The following is a 16,321-nucleotide window of genomic DNA, read 5'->3' as shown; positions in this document are numbered from 1 at the left end:
TTTTTATGAACTTTTGAATCGTTTTATAGGGAAATATAACTTTTATAGTAAGACTGTAATGATTATTATAACGCAAAGCATTTTTTTGAAGATCTGTTAAAAGACTCTGATCTCGAACCCGGCATTTGAAAATTCGAATTCATTAATTTAAGTTTAGCTAAAAGTTTTTTAGGATACTGCGATCATTTTTTCTAAACTTGATAAAAAGAGGATATTCTAAATCTGTGTGGCTTTAGCTTTTGAATTCTAACGCGTGTTCATTCTATGTTTATAGCTTTGGAATCGAGTGCGCGAGCTGACTAAAATTATATCCCTTTCAAGGTTAAAAATAAAGACAAAACTCTTGTTTAAGAAAAGAAGTTCTGTAGAATTCTTTGTCCTCAAAGAACGAAATTGTTGATAAACAAAGGCGGATTTGAAAAAAAAATTCGAATTTAAAGCAGAGACGGGGAAAGGATTCAAAAGACGGACCATTCCACCATCCGTCTTTTGAAATAAAAATCGATTTAGTTGAGAATCGGTTCGGGAACTCTGTTTTTTACCGCAGGGATCGACTTGAGATACGCATAGATATCTTTCAAATCCTCATCGTTTAGAGAATTTAGGCTTTCTCCCATAATCGGCGCCATGGGAGGAAGTAAGGATCTTCCGACTCCCATCCTTTTTTGTGTGCGGATGGTTTTGATGAACATTTCTTCGGTCCAACCTCCAATTCCCGTCTCTTTATCCGGAGTTAAATTTTTCGCAAAACTAACTCCCCATGGACCGACCGTCGCGGTAAGATCTCCCGCAAACAAAATCCAAGGACTTCCTTTGAAACTTTTGTAATCCGGCAGCTTATTTGTTTCCAGGTAGCCTGCAAGATGTTTGGAACTATCCGGAACTGGTCCCTGCGGCGTCATGTTTTTGGCGGTATGACAGTCTGCACAACTTCCCAACTTCACAAGTTTTTCTCCCCGTTTGATGCGGGAAGTTTCGTCATTCTTCGAGCAATTTGCGAGAAGGCAAATGCTCAAAACTATTAGAAGGTTCTTTGTTTTCATTGATTTTCCTTTTGAGTATTAAAATGGAGATCCCTTCCCGATTTACGAAAGCACAGGTCATTCTTGTCAGGATGCCTTTGGCTACTGTTTGTCTTTCGATTCGTTTTTGAAAGACAAAGTATATTTCATTTTTCTTATGCGAACCAAAAGAATCAAAAAGGAAGTCCATTTGGATGAGCAGAATTGACATTGAAAACAAAATGATCATCCATTAAAAAAAGGAAGATGGACTATAATATCATTTATGATTTGTCGATTTTGTTTTGCCAGTTGGCGGATTATAAGTTAAATATTTATTATGAATTTTTAAGGTCTTTTCCGAATCATTAGGAGATGCTCATATACAACATTCACGCTCTCATAAAAAAAAGCCGGAGTTCCCACAGATTACGTTCCTTTATCGGTTTATGAACTTTCTAAGGGAATGTTTATGCTTTATTCGCACCTTGGAGTTCCGTCATTTCTTCGTTTTTGTGCAAGCTCATATTTACGATAGATATTTCCAAATACCGTTTGAAAGCCGCATTCATAAGAATCGGAGTTAATACGAATTTCAAAAAAGAAGGTCCTATCGGTTTTCAGTTTTATGAACCATTTTCGATGGAGTTCATCCAAACGAAGTTATCTCGAAAGCCCGTCAGAATTTCGGTTCAGATTCATAGATTCCGGATTGGTTGTGTTTTTTTTTGCTGCGAATTCTTGCGTCCAATTTCCATTCTTCCAGGTAGTTTGGGGCGATCGTCTAAACGCAGACGTTGCCGCTCGAGTCCGTGTAGAATGGAACGTTCGGCTGAAGCCGAAAAATGTAAACTCGCGCCGCTTTAGGAAGCTTCTACGCGGATAAAAAAAATACCCGGAAAATTTTTCCGGGTATTTTACTTTTCTCGAATGAGAAATAAAATCTTACTTCAGTGGTTTGAATTCCAAAGTTACAACTCCGCGAGTCGTCGATTTTACTTCTAGCGACTTGCTAGATAAAAAAGAAAATCCCCTGTCCTTTTTGTAGACCAATTCTTCCTGAAAGAGAGAATCTTTTCCAGGATAGATCACTTCCCACTCGGAACCGTTCGTATCGGAGGTTCTTACGTTTACTTCTTTTGCCGCGGTAAACTCGGTAAGATCGTCTTTGAACTTTGTCGCTTCGTCGGCGTTGAGTCCGGTAAACTTCAGAACGATCGGATTGTTTTCAGTCAGATTGAACCATTCTTCTTTTAACTGGTTGTTTACTTTTTTAGAAACGGAAGCCGCCCACTCGGAGATCGCTTTTTCTCTCGAAACCTTTTGGGTGATGTCAGCACCGCGTCCATCCGCAGTTCCGCTATCCACGATCTTTCCGTCGCCCCACAGAAGAACTACTTTGTAAGTTCCGGTTGCGGCGGTGTTGTAGATGGTTCTTTCGAGAGCCTTTCCGTTTACGGAGTCAAGAGGTTGTTGGTCTTCGGTTTCTACGGTTCCTAAAACCAAAACTTCAGCTTGAAGCATTTCAGAAAGAATTTTGATCAAAGGAGATCCTTCCACTTTTTCAGGATCTACTTGATTCTTACTTACTTTTTTTGCAGTCAGAGCGGGATCGATGATCTTGTTTCCGTTTTTCTTCAGAGCTTTGATGATTTCAGCTTCTCCGAAATTATTCGGACCTGCAGGATATACGGGAGCTCCTCCGACTTTTCCAAGAACCAGAACTGCAACTCTTGGATTTCCGACATCGGCAAGAAGATTGTCGACCGCAGTGGAGATTTTTGATTCTTCCACTTCACAACGTACGGTGAGTTTCAACATCGGTTGTGTATCGATTTTTCCTTCCGCTTCGTCGATGATATCATAACTTTTCACAAAGGCGTCTGTTTTCGAAAGAAGGCTGGAACCTAAACTTTCTCCGTCGGATGCCTTGCTCTTGTTGCTGATTTCCTCTCCGATCACTTTTCTAACCGCATTGATTTTTGCGTCTTTCAAAGCTCTTTGTTTTGCGATTTGTTTGTCGCCGTTGTAGATAGGAGCTTCTCCGATCACGGTAACTTTGTTACCTTCTTTTTCGTAGAATTCTTTCTTTTTTCCACGAGTGGATCCGGAAGAACCGCAGTTGACTGCGAACGTAATAACTGCTAAGGCTGCGATGAGCCTGATGGTAGGGAAACGATTCATTTTGTCGTTTTTCTCCTTGAAGAATAGGTTTGAGGGTTTTTCTTAAACAAAATAGGAATTTTCGGATGCTCTACACAAAAATAAAGAAAAAATTCTTCCTCTTAGTCATTTTTTTTCTCTTCCTCCCTTCGGTTGCTTGCGCTGAAAAAGGATTTCGGAAACATATTTCCGATTCAAAGTTGATTCCTTCTGAAAACGAATTCTACACAAGCATTCTACCCGGACTTTCAGGGAAGAATGTCATTCTTATCACAAATCCTTCCGGAATCGGAAGAAGTCCGGAAAGGATCGTCAAAGAATTTAAAAAATACGACGTAAAGATCAAACATCTCATCGGTTTGGAACACGGTTTTCTCGGTTTGGAGGAAGACTTTAGTAAATCTCCCGTAACGGTGGACGAGTTTTTCAATCTTCCCATCTATCATATCTATCGAGTCAAAAACGCGGAACTTCCCGCGATTCTCAAAGGAGCGGATGCGATCCTCTTCGATGTACAAGACATGGGAATGAGATGTTATACGTATCTTACGGTTTTAAAAAGAATCATGGATGGAATTCCGGATCCGCTTTCTACGAGACTGATTCTTCTGGATCACGTAAATCCCGCTCTGTATTTGAAAGGAAGAGGCGAGATCATCGATAAGAAATTTCTCAACTTCGCGGGAGAGTTTCCGTCTCTCTTTTTTAGCGGACTTACTTTGGGAGAATCCGCAAACTTTTACAACAACGAGTTTCTGGCAAAAAAAATTCGCCTGGAAGTCCTTTCCCCAAAAAACGCAAAACGTTCCTTTGACTGGGACAAAGAAGGAATTCCTTGGACGACACCCTCTCCGAATCTTCCGATGGTGGACTCGGCGATCAACTATCTCGGTCTTGTTTTATTAGAAGGTGTGAACGTTTCCGTCGGACGAGGAACCACGGCTCCTTTTGTCTACTTCGGAGCTCCTTGGATGATCGAACCGGAACGGTTGGCGGAAGAATTGAATCAAAACTCCGGCGGTGATTATTATTTTCAAACCGTTTTTTTTAAACCCGTTTTCGGACCGTTTAAGAATGAAATCTGCAGAGGTCTTCGCCTAACGGTTGTAAATCGGAAATACGACCCTTTGAAAATGGCTTATAAATTGATCAAAGGAATCAAAAATGCTTATGGAAAGGATTTTAAATGGAGATCCTATCCGGACGGAACCCACAATATCGATTTTCTCTGGGGAACTTCCTCCTTTCGAAACGCGATCGAATCCGGGAAAACATACGAGCAATACTCGGACTTTTTGAGTTCCACCGAAAAAGAATACAATGAAAAGATTCAAAAATACTATCTCTACTGATATGGAAAAGAAAACAAACCCAAAGGCGATCTTTATTTTTAGTATATTCTTCTTTTTGAATCTATCTCTCGGAGCCGAAGCCTGGAAGGAATACCAGTTGAGGGATCTGATCGGAAGACTGAAATATTATACCTTTGCAAAAGTCGCACAGAGTCTTCGAGGGGTGTATCCGACGAGTCAGGAACAACAGTGGGAAAAATCCAATTGTTCTATTTCAGTTCCCGAACTTCCCGGACCTTTTTTCTGCGGATTACTTCGGCATCAACAGCCGGTTTTGGCACAAGATTCCCCGCAAAATAACGACGAGAATTCGAACACGACTCCAAAAGAAATAAAGAACGTTCAACTTTATACGGGAACCACGATTTCCGGAAAGAATGTGGTTCAAATCGTATCGGAAGAAAATCCGGGAGATTCTCTCCGTGCCTTCTACCTTTCCAACGGACAACTCAGTCACTATGAATTTCAGGATCGAATCCTGATTTTTGATTGGTCGGGTTCGAAGTTGAACGGGATTCTGGAAGTGAAAGTGGATCCGATTCTAAGGCCGCTTAGCGGAAGAGAAATTCTATTTCCATGAAACAAATCGCCTCCGGTTTTCTACGAATGATGGATCACGAAGGACTCGATCCGGTCCGTTATATCTGGAACTGGGCGACCTACGAATCGGAAACTTCCGAAAAACAAAAAAGTCATCCACAAGAAGATTCTAATATTCTAAATTCTCTCGGAAAAAAATACAAACTCGAGTTTACCGGAAGGATCCGCTGTGTTTCTTGCGGAAGAATCACAAAAAAAAGTTTCAATCAGGGAAATTGTTTTACTTGTTTTCAAACTCTTGCGGAAAACGATCTCTGCATTTTAAGACCGGATACCTGTCACTATCATCTCGGAACTTGCAGACAACCGGATTGGGGAGATTCCCATTGTTTTCGACCGCATACGGTTTATTTGGCTAACAGTTCGGCGATCAAGGTGGGAATCACAAAGGAGAATCCGGTCTCAAACCGTTGGGTGGATCAAGGCGCCGTACAGGGAATCCCCTTGGTGGAAGTAAACTCCAGAAGGGATGCGGGTATCATCGAAAAGGAATTGTCCAAGGTTTTATCCGATCGAACCACTTGGCAGAAAATGGTTGCGGGTGATCCGGAAGAGATCGATCTTTCCGAAAAAAAGAAGGAGTTTCTACGGAAGATTCAGGACTTGGATTTCGATCTCGACTACCAAGTTTCTCCCCAGGAAAAACCGACTGCGATTCGTTATCCCGTCCTGCACTTTCCGGAGAAAATTCTTTCTCTCTCTCCCGAAAAAAATCCGGTCATAGAAGACGTCCTTACGGGAATCAAAGGACAATACCTACTTTTTAAGTCCGGAGTCATCAACATCCGCGCTTACGGCGGACACGAGGCGACACTCAGTGTAGAATAAAAATTCTGCTATGATTCTAACTTCGTTTCGGAAAAAAATGTCCCGTATGAAAAAGATCGTTCTCAAGTTTGCTATCATCCTCAGCGCCCTCTCATTTTGGGGTTGCGGCGCGATCATCGAATCCGTAGTTCCGATCGAATTGGATCTTCAGATCGGGAAATCGTTTTTAGAAAACGCAAAAGAAGGAAAGGAAGGAATGCATATCCTCAAAAATGCGGTCCTCGAGAAGTATGTTAAGTCCGTCGCCGAAAAAATCTTAAAATCGGATAAGATCCAATACAAAAAAGAATTTCCCTATAAAATTTCCATTCTGGACGACGACGATACGATCAACGCCGTCTGTACTCCGGGCGGATACATTTTCGTATATACCGGTCTTTTAAAGCTTATCAAGGACGAGGCGACGCTCGCGGCCATTCTCGCGCACGAGATTGCTCATGCGGAAAAAAGACATTCCGTAAAACAGATCGTCAGCTCTTTGGGAATTTATTTTACGATCTATATCGGTCTTACGATTTTTCTCGGTTCGGACGCGGCCAACCTCATCAACTTAGGTTCGAGAGTGGGCGGAGAAATTTTAACCCTCGCAAACAGCCGTTCCGCAGAAGCGGAAGCTGACGAAATGAGTTTTGAATATTTAAAAGCCACAAAATACTTTCCGGGCGCTCTTGAATCCTTTTTTGTTCTGATCGAAAAGAAGGAAAAAGAAGAAGGTGGTGTGGACCCCGATAAACGAATGATCAAATTCTTATCCACACACCCTCTCAACGAGGATAGAATTGCGGAGAATCAAAAACGTCTAAACCAAATCGGAAATCCGAAAGCGACTCCGGAAAATCTCTACGAGTCGCGTTATCAGTCCGTGATGAAACGCGCGTTTGGTGAAGCTGAGTAACCTCTTGTTGCGAATCTAAAAGATGGCTGCGGTGCGGTTTCCCTTTTTATGTTTGTGAAGTAAAACGGAAAGAATTTCTTGACTAAAAAGTTTCGCGGAAGAGATATCGAAGGATTTTTTGTTAAACGTTTCTCTATTGAAATTAGAAAGAGCGTTCTCATCCGGGGGCAACATTTTCTAAAATCGACTTCTGGAAATTTCGAATTCAATAAAACGTCTCTTCCAAAATCATAACTTCACGGAAGCGTATCCGGGGAACCGAAAACTTCTTGTATTCTTTTTTGGCATCGATAAAGTTTTGCCATCTATGCGTCTGGAACACAAACTTAAAAAATGGGTGGAAGCGGGTTTGATCGGTATGGAAGAATCCGATTCGATTCTCCGTTTTGAAGAAAACAGAAAAACACCTTATCTATATTATTCTTTTCTAATTTTAGGGGTTGTGGTGATCGGAATCGGGATCATCGCCGTCATCGCCGCAAACTGGGAAGAGATTTCCGATTTTGTAAAATTGAGCGCGGCGCTCCTCGTCTTGACCTCCGTCGGAGTCGCAGGATTTTTAAAACGGGAAAATCAGAATCTATTGACCGTATTGATAGTTCTCAATTCCATTTTGATTTTGGGGATGATCGGACTCGTTTCGCAGGTTTACAACCTCGAAGGAAAATACTACGAAGCGGCGATGCTTTGGTGTATTCTAAATTTCTTATTTTTGATTTCCACGGATTCGAAGACGTTTCTCCATCTTTGGTTGATCGGTTTTCAGATCTTTCTCACTGGGTGGATTTTTGAAAAAGCATATTCCAGCGAGACTCTTTATTGGACCGAATACTTCTTTTTTTCCACCATTGGATATTTTACGCTTTGGTTAGCTTCCGAAAAATTTTCTTTGGATTCGAGAAAGGGATCTTTGTTTTTCTGGACCGTTTTGTTTTTGATCGCAGGAAGTTCCTTTCGCGGTTTTATAGAAAAAAGACCCCCGGAAATGCCGGAGAATCTCGGCTGGATCGCTTTTTCGTCCGAGTTTCCTTGGCGAATGCTTTGTATCCGTTTGTTAGCCTTTGTTCCCGCCGCTTATCTTTTGATCGCAAATCACGATTTCTCGAAGAGTCAAAAAAAATCTCTCGCAATCAGTTCTTTCTTTTTCTTCTTTTTGTTTTTCCCCTTTCCGTTTCAATACGTTCAAGCCTTTTCCTTCTTTTCGTATGTTTGGAATTATTTGATCTCTCTGATTCCCGCGCTTTTGTTTATCCTTTTTTGGTTGGGAATCGCGTCCGCGTTTCGTTCCCACAAAAGAATCTTCGATCTTTCGATCGCGATCATCGGGATTCGATTTTTGTATTTTTACTTCGACGTTTTCGGTTCCTTGACCTATACGGGTTTCGGACTGATTCTTTCCGGACTTTTGATCATCGGATTTACGATCGGATATTTGAAATACAAGGCTAAGGTAAGAAACTTACTCGGAGGAGAAGAATGAGAATTCTAAAGTATTTGTTACTGATTTCTTTTGGAATTCCGGTTTTATTCTTCTCATCGGAAATCTTGTATCTCGAGTTCGGGAAAAAATCGGGCAAAGAATTGATTCTTCCGATTCGCGGATACGATCCGCGGGATCTTCTCGCAGGTCATTATCTTCGTTATAATATTTCCTATCAGACCGATTCTCTTTGTCCAAAAACCGATCCAGAGAGGATTTTTATAAAAGAAAATTCGGAAGAATCTCACTGCGTTTGTTATTCTCATTCCGGAAAAATTCTGGAGGGGGAAGGCGTTTTTGTGGAAAGTTGTCATCCTACTACGCTCAAAAACCGCGATCTTTGCCGTGTTTATCTTCGCGGAACCTGCGAGTATGGAAGATTTAGAATCGGAAACGAAAGATACTACGTAAACGAACAAAAGGCGCTTGAATATGAGGCTCGTTTTCGAAGAGAAAAAGACGTTCACATTCGTTTGAAAGTGAACCCGGATGGAAAAGCGATTACGGATGCGCTGATCTGGGAGGACGGATCCTCGCTGTAACCTCGTTGAGGCTGCAAAAATCGTTTTCTCCAAAACCTGCATTCATCCCAGCGTCGTAGATTGCAGGGAGGTTTTGGCAGAGGGAAAGTTTCGTCTTGGATTCTTTTGCCAGTTCCATCGCGTGAAAGACGTCCTTTCTCATGTTCTTGAGGGAAAAATGAGTTTCATAGTTTCCGCTGAATACGAAAGGAAATTTAAACTCGGCGATTCCGGATTTGGCGGCGGATTGGAGAAGGATGTCTTTTAGGATTTCCGCATTTACGCCGGAATTTTGAACGAGCGCAAACCCTTCCATATAAACTTCAAAAATTCCCGCTTGGATTAGATTTAAGGCGAGTTTCGCTTTTTGCCCGTCGCCGACTTCACCACAATAGACCGTATTTTTCCCGCAGATATCCAAGAAGAACTGAAAGTCCGCAACTTCTTCTTTTTTCGCTCCGATCATAAAAAGAATCTGACCGTCTCTTGCTGCGTTTTTCGACCCAGTCATCGGTGCGTCGTAAAATCGAATATTTTTCTGCGAACATTCTTTCGCTAATCGAAGTGTGAGGGGTAGGGACGTTGTCCCACAATCCAGAACGATCTTTGGTTTTATTTCCAACAGACCCGAGCTGAAAACTTCCTTTTCCACGACTTCGTCTTCTGTAAGACAAAGAACTACAAGATCGCTCTTTTTTGCGGCTTCGGCCGGTTCGGTAAAAATTTGAGATCCTTCGTTTTTGAGATCCTGGATTTTTTCCGGGCTTCTGGAATACAATCGAACATTGTGGCCGGTTTTGAGAAGATTGGAAACGATACCGCGTCCCATGATTCCGACGCCTATGATAGAAATGGTATATTTATTCATTAGAATATAGAATTAAAATAAATTAGAATATTAAAAAGCGCTCAAAGCGGCTCTGATAAAGCTCGTCACAGGAGCCTGTTCTCTTGTGTCTTCCAATCCTTCTCTGAGTTCCCGTAATACGATTTGGGCGTCCGTCAAAACCGTGTTTACGTTTTTGTGAACGTCGTCGTTATTGATCAACCTTCCTAAACTTCCGTCCCCGGTGTTGATCTTTGTCGTGATATCGGCGATATTGGAAAAGGTTCGCCGGATATCTCCTCGGTTTTCGGAGATGAGTTCGGATAAACTCACCAAAGGATCCTGCAAAACCCTTCCCTTTAGAGCTCCCGCGGTTTTGTAGTCGATCATCGTTACCGGTGTCGATCTCGTTTTTAGTTTTTGGGATTCGGGGTCGGTCGTTCCCGGATCGATCGAGATGACCCGCCCGGTCAAAAGACTTTCGTTTTTGATGATGATATCGTAGTTATCATAGAGTCGGATTTTTTCCTTTAGAAGAAGAGTAACTTCCACTCGGGTTCCGATTCCCAAATCTCCGGTCTGCACTTCGAGTCCGTTTTCGTCGATTTGTATGAGTCGGATCGAGGAAACGTAACCGAAGGGAACTCCTTGGACGGTCACTTTGTTTCCGACCTTGATTCCCTCCGCGTTTCGAAAGGTGATTTTCATAAATTCGCCGCGTTTTTTTACGGGGCCGCCTTCGGTGATGATCGTAAAATAACCCACGACTCCGACTGCGGCGGTAAAGATGATTCCGACGAGCAAATAACGCAGTGAACTCATATTCGTATCTCCTAATGGATCTTTCGATCGATTCTATTTTGTTTCCAGGATCATCGGACCCTTTGTTTTGCCGTGAATGAATTGTTGGATCAGTTCGTTGTCCGAGTTTTGAATCTCTTGCGGCGTTCCGGTAAAAACGAACTTTCCTTTATACACAAAGCTGATTCGATCCGCGATCATATAAGCGCTCGACATATCGTGAGTGACCACGACCTGCGCGGCTCCGGTTTCTTTTTGGATTTCAAGAATCAACTCGTTGATCACGTTAGACATCACCGGATCCAAGCCGGATGTAGGCTCGTCGTAAAGAATGATCTCCGGATTGGTTGTGATCGCCCTTGCGATGCCGGCCCTTTTTTTCATTCCGCCCGAGATATCGTTTGGAAAATTGTCTTTTGCAATCACCATATCCACTAATTTTAATTTTTCCATTACGATTTCGCGAATTTTTTCCTCTGGCGCCAATTTGTGTTCCCGTAAAGGGAGGGCGACGTTATCAAAAACCGTCAACCAGTTGATCAAGGCGCCCGACTGAAACAAAACTCCCATTCTCGCGCGCAACTTCTCTTTGGTTTTGGTCTTCACTCTGGAGATACTTTCTCCAAAGATATAACATTCCCCTGCATCCGGTTCTAAAAGTCCGGTGATATGTTTGAGTGTGACCGATTTTCCGGTACCGGACGGACCCACGATCACAACGGTTTCTCCCTTTCTCACTTGGAGATCCAGTCCGGAAAGAATCTTTCGACTTCCGAAACTTTTGTGAATGTTTTTGAGCTCGATTGCGAGTGGTTCCATATTCTACTCTCTATAAAGAAGGGCGGTGATCATATAACCCGTAAAAATAACCATTAAAAACGAAGTCACGACCGATTCTCTGGTCGCGCGACCGACTCCGATCGCACCGCCCGAAGTTCTGAGACCGTGGGAACAGGAGATTGCGGATACGATGATCCCGAAGATAAAACCTTTGAGAATTCCCACATACAAATCTTTCAGCCCCGGAATGGATGCGACTCGATCAAAGACGTCTCTAAAATAAGTAAAATAATCGATTCCCAATTGAAAATAACCGACGATCGCTCCTCCGATAATTCCTAAAATCGTAGAATAGACACAAAGAACCGGAACCATTACCGAAAATCCTAAGATCCTCGGAAAGATCAGATAACGCACCGGATCGATGGACATCACTTCGAGGGCGTCGATTTCTTCGGAGACTTTCATCGTTCCGATTTCGGCCGCCATCGCGGATCCGATCGAAGCGGAAAGAATCAAGGCGGTCATAAAGGGAGACATCTCGCGGGTCAGCGTGATCGTCATCAAAAGGCCGATCTGTCCTTCCGCTCCGAAGTCTTTTAATCCAAGACCGGTGTTAAGCGACATGATCATTCCGGTAAAAACGGCGACGATCGATACTACCGAGATACTCCCGACGCCTGTGATATACATCTGATCCAGGATCTCTTTTCTTTTAAAAAAGCTGTAAGGAAGATTTAGAATACTCTCATAAACCAAGAGAATCGTAAAACCGCTCGCGTAGAAAAATTCGGTGGATCTGGACTTTAAATTTTCAATCATATTTTGATAAACCAGAGCAGTTGTAGCTTCCGATTCGATTCGATTCTTTCATAACCGATGAGACCGTAAAGGAATTTCCAGGAAGTTTTTTCCGGAGTCAGGGAAAGTTCCAAAACAAAGGGAACGCTCGCGTGGAACTCGGTTTCCGTCCATCTTTGAGAATACGCCCTCATCAAAACTGAAAATCTTTTTTCTCCGTTGGAAAGTTTTTGATATTCCACGACGGACCAGAGAGGATCCCAGATTCGATCAACGACCTCCGATTTGATCGGAAAAAGCGATAGCAAATTCCAGATCACGTTTCCTTCTCTGTCCTTTTGGTATTTAAAAAAAGGCCACACTTTGAGATAACGTTCGTCGCGCTCCCATTGCACATAATGCCTTTTCGAATTGAAAAAAAACGGAATCAAAAACGTATCATCCGATTGAATATGATACGTATCGGATTGAAGATGAAAGTAGAACGGCGTTATAAAAGTCGTTTGTTTGGATGCAAACCGGTAGTTTCCGTAAAACGGAAAGAGAATTAGCTTTTTGTAATCTTCGTCCTGGTTGCTTCCGTATTGGATAAAAAAGAAGAGGGCGTTAAAATCCTTTTCTCCCGTACGATTGTCATATCCGTAACCGATAAACGATCCCAAAAGCGGAAGAATCAAAAATCCCCTCGATTTCATATTTCCCGCCTCGGAATCTTTGATGCCGAAAAAAGGAAAGAAGAGCGTATAACGGACCGGCTCTTTTTTGTCCTGAAATGTGGTCCCCCACTGAAAGAAGGGCCAGAGAAAGGAATAACGCTCATACTTTCCACGATGGATCTTTTTGGAATACAGAGGAAAAATTCTGAATTCTTCCCTCGTTTCCGAAGAACCGTAGAGAAAGAGCGGCCATAAGACCGCGGTGGCCTCGTAGTCCTTGTATTTCCAGTTCGAATACAAAGGAAAGAGCGCGAAGCTGAGTTCGGAATACGCGATCTTGTTTCGCATTCTTCCTAAAAATGGAAAAAAGCCGAAATACTTTTCTCTCGCAGTATCACCCGATCCCCAAAACAAAAGCGGGGTCAGGACGTCCGAATCTTCTCCCGTGTCCTCGTGCAACTGGGAAGTTCCGGTGATAAAAAAGAGAAAGGTCCAGACCTTCCAATATTTTGTTTCTTCACTGTAATAGATCGGATAGAGAAAGGTTTGAAATCGATACGCTGACTTCTCTTCTCTGTAGCTGGAATAAAATGGACGAAGGATGATTTCGGATTCTCCGGCTCGAATTTCTTTCTGATATAAAAACCAGAACTGATCATACTCCGATTTGAATTCTCCGATCGGTTTGGAGGGATATTCCGAAAAGATGTTTTCAGAGGAGAAGAGAAGAATTAGGATGCAAAAGATTCTAAACTTCTTCCCGAAGTTTGGAATGAACCCATTTCTTTTGGAGAAATTTTCTTGGCTAAGATTGTAGTCTTTTTTGGCGGCAGTTCTTCGGAACACAGTATCTCGATTCGAACCGGATGTTTTATTTGTCAGACTCTGCATACGATGGGACATTCGGTCAAACCCATTCTCTGGACCAAGGACGGAGATTGGGTCGTTCCTTTAGAGTATCGGATGGAGCTCCCATTTGAGTCAGTCAATTCTCCGGATTCTTTTTTAGAAGAATTTCAAAAAAGAAACGGCGTAAAAAAGTCTCCGATTCTCCCAAACCTGGACGCTGAAATCGTCTTTTTAGGTCTTCACGGTGGAAAGGGCGAAGACGGTTCGATCCAAGGTTTTTTAAACATTTTAAGAATTCCATATACCGGATCGGGAGTAAACGCATCTGCAATCGCTATGGATAAGACCCGAGCGAATCAAATTTTCTTGCACACAGGACAAAAAGTCGCTCGGTTTTTTGAAATTCAGAAAGCGGAATACGAAACGTCGCCTTCTACCGCTGTTTCCAAACTCGCAAGTCTCGGTTTTCCTCAGTTTTTAAAACCCGTGGAAGGGGGTTCGAGCGTTTCCACGCATAAGATCAATGATTCTTCCCAACTCGAAACGGAATTGGCTTCCATGTTTCAAACCGATACCAAGGTGATGAGCCAGGCCTTTCTCGCCGGAACCGAGGTTTCCTGCGGAGTTTTGGAACGGTATCGTAACGGAGAATTACAAACGATCGCGTTACCCGCAACCGAGATCGTTCCGGGTGGAGAATTTTTCGACTTCGAGTCCAAATACAAATCCGGCGGTTCCAACGAAATCACTCCCGCGAGAATTCCCGAAGAACAAATGAAACGTGTGCAGGAACTCGCGATCTCCGCACACAGATCTCTGGGTTGCCGAGGTTATTCCCGAACCGATTTTATCATCGTAGGCGGAGAACCTCATATCTTGGAAACCAACACGTTACCCGGAATGACGGAGACAAGTCTGATTCCGCAACAAGCGGCGGCCGCAAAAATTCCGATGGAGGAAGTTTTCGCCGATCTGATCGAGATCGGTCTCAAACATTCCTTGGATTAGGATATTACAAAAAGTGCAAGTTTGGAAAAGAAGTTGGGCCTGAATGTTACCCGGCTTAAATCCCGAAAGTAAGCCCGGTCTTCGATCTTAAATTTTTGAATCTCGCAGAATTCGAGAAAATCCAGGACGGAAAGAAAGTGAAGATTCGGAGTGTTGAACCAACGATAGGGAAGTAAATCGGTTACGGGAGTTTTTCCGGTCGTCAAAATCGTCCAACGAACGTTCCAATGCCCGAAGTTTGGAAACGCGACGATGACTTTTTTTCCGATCCGTAAGGATTCTTTCAAAATTTCACCGGGGTTTCTTGTTTCCTGAATCGTTTGGTTGAGGATCACAAAATCAAAACGTTTGTCTTGATGGTGTTCAAGTCCTTCGTCGATATCACCGTGATGAACATACACTCCGCGCTGGATACATTCCACGATGCAGTCTTCGTCTTTTTCGATTCCCTGGCCGCGGATTCCTTTTTCTTTTAAGAGATAGAGAAGGGTTCCGTTTCCACAACCGAGATCCAACACCCTTGATCCGGAAGGAATGAGATCGAGAATATAGGCAAAGTCGGGTCTTTCTTTGAGAGTGAGATCGACTGATGTTTTTTTTTCGAGAGGAGTCATGATCGGATTAATTCGAACCTTCCAAAAATCCTTTTAGGATTTCGATTTGTTTCGTATTCTTGAGCAGGAAAGAATCGTGACCTTCTCCGGATTGAAGTTCCAAGTAAAAAACTCGTTTGTCCGCGGCTTCGAGAGACTTTACGATTTCTCTCGACTGAGCCGGCGGATACAACCAATCAGAACTGTAAGAGACTACTAAAAATCTACAGGTCGCAGGGGCAAGAGCCGCGGTCAATTCTTTGCCCTTTCCCAAACTGTAGTGATCCAAAGCCTTGGTCACGTAGATATAAGAATTTGCGTCAAAACGGTCCACAAAACTTTCACCTTGATAGATGAGATAACTTCCCACCGCAAAGTCGGTGGTAAGAATGTTACCACGAGGCGGATTTCTTCCGAACTTTTCTCTCATCTTGTCATCGGAAAGATATGTGATATGACCGACCATTCTCGCGAGCGCCAAACCCTTGCGCGGAGAATTTTCGTCGTAGAGACCGTTGTTCCAATTCGGATCGGAGACGATCGCTTGTCTGCCCACCTCGTTGAATGCGATCTGCATCGCCGAATGTTCGGCGGTGGAAGCCATTACGATACAATTGAAAAGAGAATCCGGATACGCGATGCTCCATTCTAAGGCTTGCATTCCGCCCATAGAACCGCCCGCTACGCAGAGAAGTTTGGTGATCCCTAAGGATTCTACCAAAAGTTTCTGAGCACGCACCATGTCTTGGATCGAAACAAAGGGAAAACGAGAACCAAAAGGTGTGCCGGTTTCCGGATGGATCGAAAGAGGACCGGAGGAACCTTTACAACCGCCGATGACGTTGGAGCAGATTACAAAATACTGATTTGTATCAAAGGACTTTCCCGGTCCGATGTAATCGTCCCACCATCCCGGTTTTTTATCGGACGGAGCGTTATAACCGGCTGCGTGCGCGTCCCCGGAAAGAGCGTGACAGACTAGGATTGCGTTGTCCTTGGAAGGGGAAAGCGAGCCGTAAGTTTCGTAGGCGATTGTGACGGGAGATAAGACGGACCCGTTGTCCAAAGGAAGTTCTTTGAACTCCGCAAATTTTGTTTCTACAATTCCGATCGATCCCGTCTCATTCATACAATTTGGTTGCCACTTTTCTTTCCATCGGATAACTT

General features: G+C 43.2%; 17 protein-coding genes. 7 read left to right on the top strand and 10 right to left on the bottom strand.

The features are described 5' to 3' along the window. Positions 1-506: 506 nt before the first annotated feature. The 3 genes from JWG44_RS16685 to JWG44_RS16680 form a co-directional block, all read right to left on the bottom strand. Positions 507-1,043 carry a c-type cytochrome gene (locus tag JWG44_RS16685; protein WP_205276130.1) on the bottom strand — a complete coding sequence of 179 codons (537 nt, stop codon included), beginning with the start codon at positions 1,041-1,043 and terminating at the stop codon, positions 507-509. Between the two features lie 428 nt (positions 1,044-1,471). Then, positions 1,472-1,600, bottom strand: a complete 129-nt coding sequence (locus tag JWG44_RS22485) for a hypothetical protein (RefSeq protein WP_269752216.1) — start codon at positions 1,598-1,600, stop codon at positions 1,472-1,474. A 346-nt stretch (positions 1,601-1,946) separates the two neighbouring features. Then, positions 1,947-3,185 carry a lipoprotein LipL46 gene (locus JWG44_RS16680; RefSeq protein WP_205276129.1) on the bottom strand — a complete coding sequence of 413 codons (1,239 nt, stop codon included), beginning with the start codon at positions 3,183-3,185 and terminating at the stop codon, positions 1,947-1,949. Between the two features lie 65 nt (positions 3,186-3,250). On the opposite strand from JWG44_RS16680, the gene JWG44_RS16675 reads away from it, so the two are divergent. From JWG44_RS16675 to JWG44_RS16650, 6 genes are all read left to right on the top strand, one after another. After that, positions 3,251-4,516, top strand: coding sequence for an exo-beta-N-acetylmuramidase NamZ family protein (locus JWG44_RS16675; RefSeq protein WP_205276128.1), 1,266 nt, complete (start codon positions 3,251-3,253; stop codon positions 4,514-4,516). After that, positions 4,485-5,096, top strand: a complete 612-nt coding sequence (locus JWG44_RS16670) for an LIC_11883 family protein (protein WP_205276127.1) — start codon at positions 4,485-4,487, stop codon at positions 5,094-5,096. The genes JWG44_RS16675 and JWG44_RS16670 overlap by 32 nt, the downstream gene beginning before the upstream one ends. Beyond that, positions 5,093-5,944 carry a DUF2797 domain-containing protein gene (locus JWG44_RS16665; RefSeq protein ID WP_205276126.1) on the top strand — a complete coding sequence of 284 codons (852 nt, stop codon included), beginning with the start codon at positions 5,093-5,095 and terminating at the stop codon, positions 5,942-5,944. The genes JWG44_RS16670 and JWG44_RS16665 overlap by 4 nt, the downstream gene beginning before the upstream one ends. Positions 5,945-5,990: 46 nt before the next feature. Next, on the top strand, positions 5,991-6,839 hold the full coding sequence (locus JWG44_RS16660) for a M48 family metalloprotease (protein ID WP_456298548.1): 849 nt from the start codon (positions 5,991-5,993) through the stop codon (positions 6,837-6,839). A 307-nt stretch (positions 6,840-7,146) separates the two neighbouring features. After that, complete coding sequence (locus tag JWG44_RS16655; RefSeq protein ID WP_205276124.1) at positions 7,147-8,319, top strand: DUF2157 domain-containing protein; 1,173 nt, start codon at positions 7,147-7,149, stop codon at positions 8,317-8,319. Continuing rightward, positions 8,316-8,861, top strand: coding sequence for a GDYXXLXY domain-containing protein (locus JWG44_RS16650; RefSeq protein WP_205276123.1), 546 nt, complete (start codon positions 8,316-8,318; stop codon positions 8,859-8,861). The genes JWG44_RS16655 and JWG44_RS16650 overlap by 4 nt, the downstream gene beginning before the upstream one ends. Here JWG44_RS16650 and JWG44_RS16645 read toward each other — a convergent pair. Genes JWG44_RS16645 through JWG44_RS16625 form a run of 5 tightly spaced genes read right to left on the bottom strand, consistent with a single transcriptional unit; the run spans position 8,821 to position 13,550 of the window. Next, entirely contained in the window at positions 8,821-9,708 is an 888-nt protein-coding gene (locus JWG44_RS16645; RefSeq protein ID WP_205276122.1) for an NAD(P)-dependent oxidoreductase, read from the bottom strand. The two genes, JWG44_RS16650 and JWG44_RS16645, sit on opposite strands and share 41 nt — an antisense overlap. 30 nt (positions 9,709-9,738) lie before the next feature. Beyond that, positions 9,739-10,488: a mammalian cell entry protein Mce gene (mce, locus tag JWG44_RS16640; protein ID WP_205276121.1), complete on the bottom strand. Its 750-nt coding sequence runs from the start codon at positions 10,486-10,488 to the stop codon at positions 9,739-9,741. A gap of 33 nt (positions 10,489-10,521) precedes the next feature. Further along, positions 10,522-11,286 (bottom strand): ABC transporter ATP-binding protein, encoded by a 765-nt coding sequence (locus JWG44_RS16635; RefSeq protein WP_205276120.1) that lies wholly within the window; start codon positions 11,284-11,286, stop codon positions 10,522-10,524. Positions 11,287-11,289: 3 nt separating this feature from the next. Then, complete coding sequence (locus tag JWG44_RS16630) at positions 11,290-12,069, bottom strand: MlaE family ABC transporter permease (protein ID WP_205276119.1); 780 nt, start codon at positions 12,067-12,069, stop codon at positions 11,290-11,292. Then, entirely contained in the window at positions 12,066-13,550 is a 1,485-nt protein-coding gene (locus tag JWG44_RS16625; protein WP_205276118.1) for a hypothetical protein, read from the bottom strand. Before JWG44_RS16625 ends, JWG44_RS16630 begins: the two co-directional genes overlap by 4 nt. Here JWG44_RS16625 and JWG44_RS16620 point away from each other — a divergent pair. After that, positions 13,506-14,561 (top strand): D-alanine--D-alanine ligase, encoded by a 1,056-nt coding sequence (locus JWG44_RS16620; RefSeq protein ID WP_205276117.1) that lies wholly within the window; start codon positions 13,506-13,508, stop codon positions 14,559-14,561. The two genes, JWG44_RS16625 and JWG44_RS16620, sit on opposite strands and share 45 nt — an antisense overlap. On the opposite strand, the gene metW is transcribed toward JWG44_RS16620, so the two are convergent. Both metW and metX read right to left on the bottom strand, forming a co-directional pair. Then, on the bottom strand, positions 14,558-15,175 hold the full coding sequence (gene metW, locus JWG44_RS16615; protein WP_205276116.1) for a methionine biosynthesis protein MetW: 618 nt from the start codon (positions 15,173-15,175) through the stop codon (positions 14,558-14,560). The genes JWG44_RS16620 and metW overlap by 4 nt on opposite strands. Before the next feature lie 7 nt (positions 15,176-15,182). Continuing rightward, complete coding sequence (gene metX / locus JWG44_RS16610) at positions 15,183-16,283, bottom strand: homoserine O-acetyltransferase MetX (protein WP_205276115.1); 1,101 nt, start codon at positions 16,281-16,283, stop codon at positions 15,183-15,185. Positions 16,284-16,321 lie beyond the last annotated feature (38 nt).

This window comes from Leptospira ainazelensis (assembly GCF_016918785.1).
GTDB classification, from domain to species: domain Bacteria; phylum Spirochaetota; class Leptospiria; order Leptospirales; family Leptospiraceae; genus Leptospira; species Leptospira ainazelensis.
Note: the sequence above shows the minus strand (reverse complement) of the source record. Positions and strands in the feature narration are given on the sequence as shown.

Excerpts from the sequence above, each read along its gene's own strand:
- JWG44_RS16685 (WP_205276130.1), bottom strand. The coding sequence starts at position 1,043 with ATGAAAACAAAGAACCTTCTAATAGTTTTGAGCATTTGCCTTCTCGCA.
- JWG44_RS16680 (WP_205276129.1), bottom strand. The coding sequence starts at position 3,185 with ATGAATCGTTTCCCTACCATCAGGCTCATCGCAGCCTTAGCAGTTATT.
- JWG44_RS16675 (WP_205276128.1), top strand. The coding sequence starts at position 3,251 with ATGCTCTACACAAAAATAAAGAAAAAATTCTTCCTCTTAGTCATTTTT.
- JWG44_RS16670 (WP_205276127.1), top strand. The coding sequence starts at position 4,485 with ATGAAAAGATTCAAAAATACTATCTCTACTGATATGGAAAAGAAAACA.
- JWG44_RS16665 (WP_205276126.1), top strand. The coding sequence starts at position 5,093 with ATGAAACAAATCGCCTCCGGTTTTCTACGAATGATGGATCACGAAGGA.
- JWG44_RS16660 (WP_456298548.1), top strand. The coding sequence starts at position 5,991 with ATGAAAAAGATCGTTCTCAAGTTTGCTATCATCCTCAGCGCCCTCTCA.
- JWG44_RS16655 (WP_205276124.1), top strand. The coding sequence starts at position 7,147 with ATGCGTCTGGAACACAAACTTAAAAAATGGGTGGAAGCGGGTTTGATC.
- JWG44_RS16650 (WP_205276123.1), top strand. The coding sequence starts at position 8,316 with ATGAGAATTCTAAAGTATTTGTTACTGATTTCTTTTGGAATTCCGGTT.
- JWG44_RS16645 (WP_205276122.1), bottom strand. The coding sequence starts at position 9,708 with ATGAATAAATATACCATTTCTATCATAGGCGTCGGAATCATGGGACGC.
- mce (WP_205276121.1), bottom strand. The coding sequence starts at position 10,488 with ATGAGTTCACTGCGTTATTTGCTCGTCGGAATCATCTTTACCGCCGCA.
- JWG44_RS16635 (WP_205276120.1), bottom strand. The coding sequence starts at position 11,286 with ATGGAACCACTCGCAATCGAGCTCAAAAACATTCACAAAAGTTTCGGA.
- JWG44_RS16630 (WP_205276119.1), bottom strand. The coding sequence starts at position 12,069 with ATGATTGAAAATTTAAAGTCCAGATCCACCGAATTTTTCTACGCGAGC.
- metW (WP_205276116.1), bottom strand. The coding sequence starts at position 15,175 with ATGACTCCTCTCGAAAAAAAAACATCAGTCGATCTCACTCTCAAAGAA.
- metX (WP_205276115.1), bottom strand. The coding sequence starts at position 16,283 with ATGAATGAGACGGGATCGATCGGAATTGTAGAAACAAAATTTGCGGAG.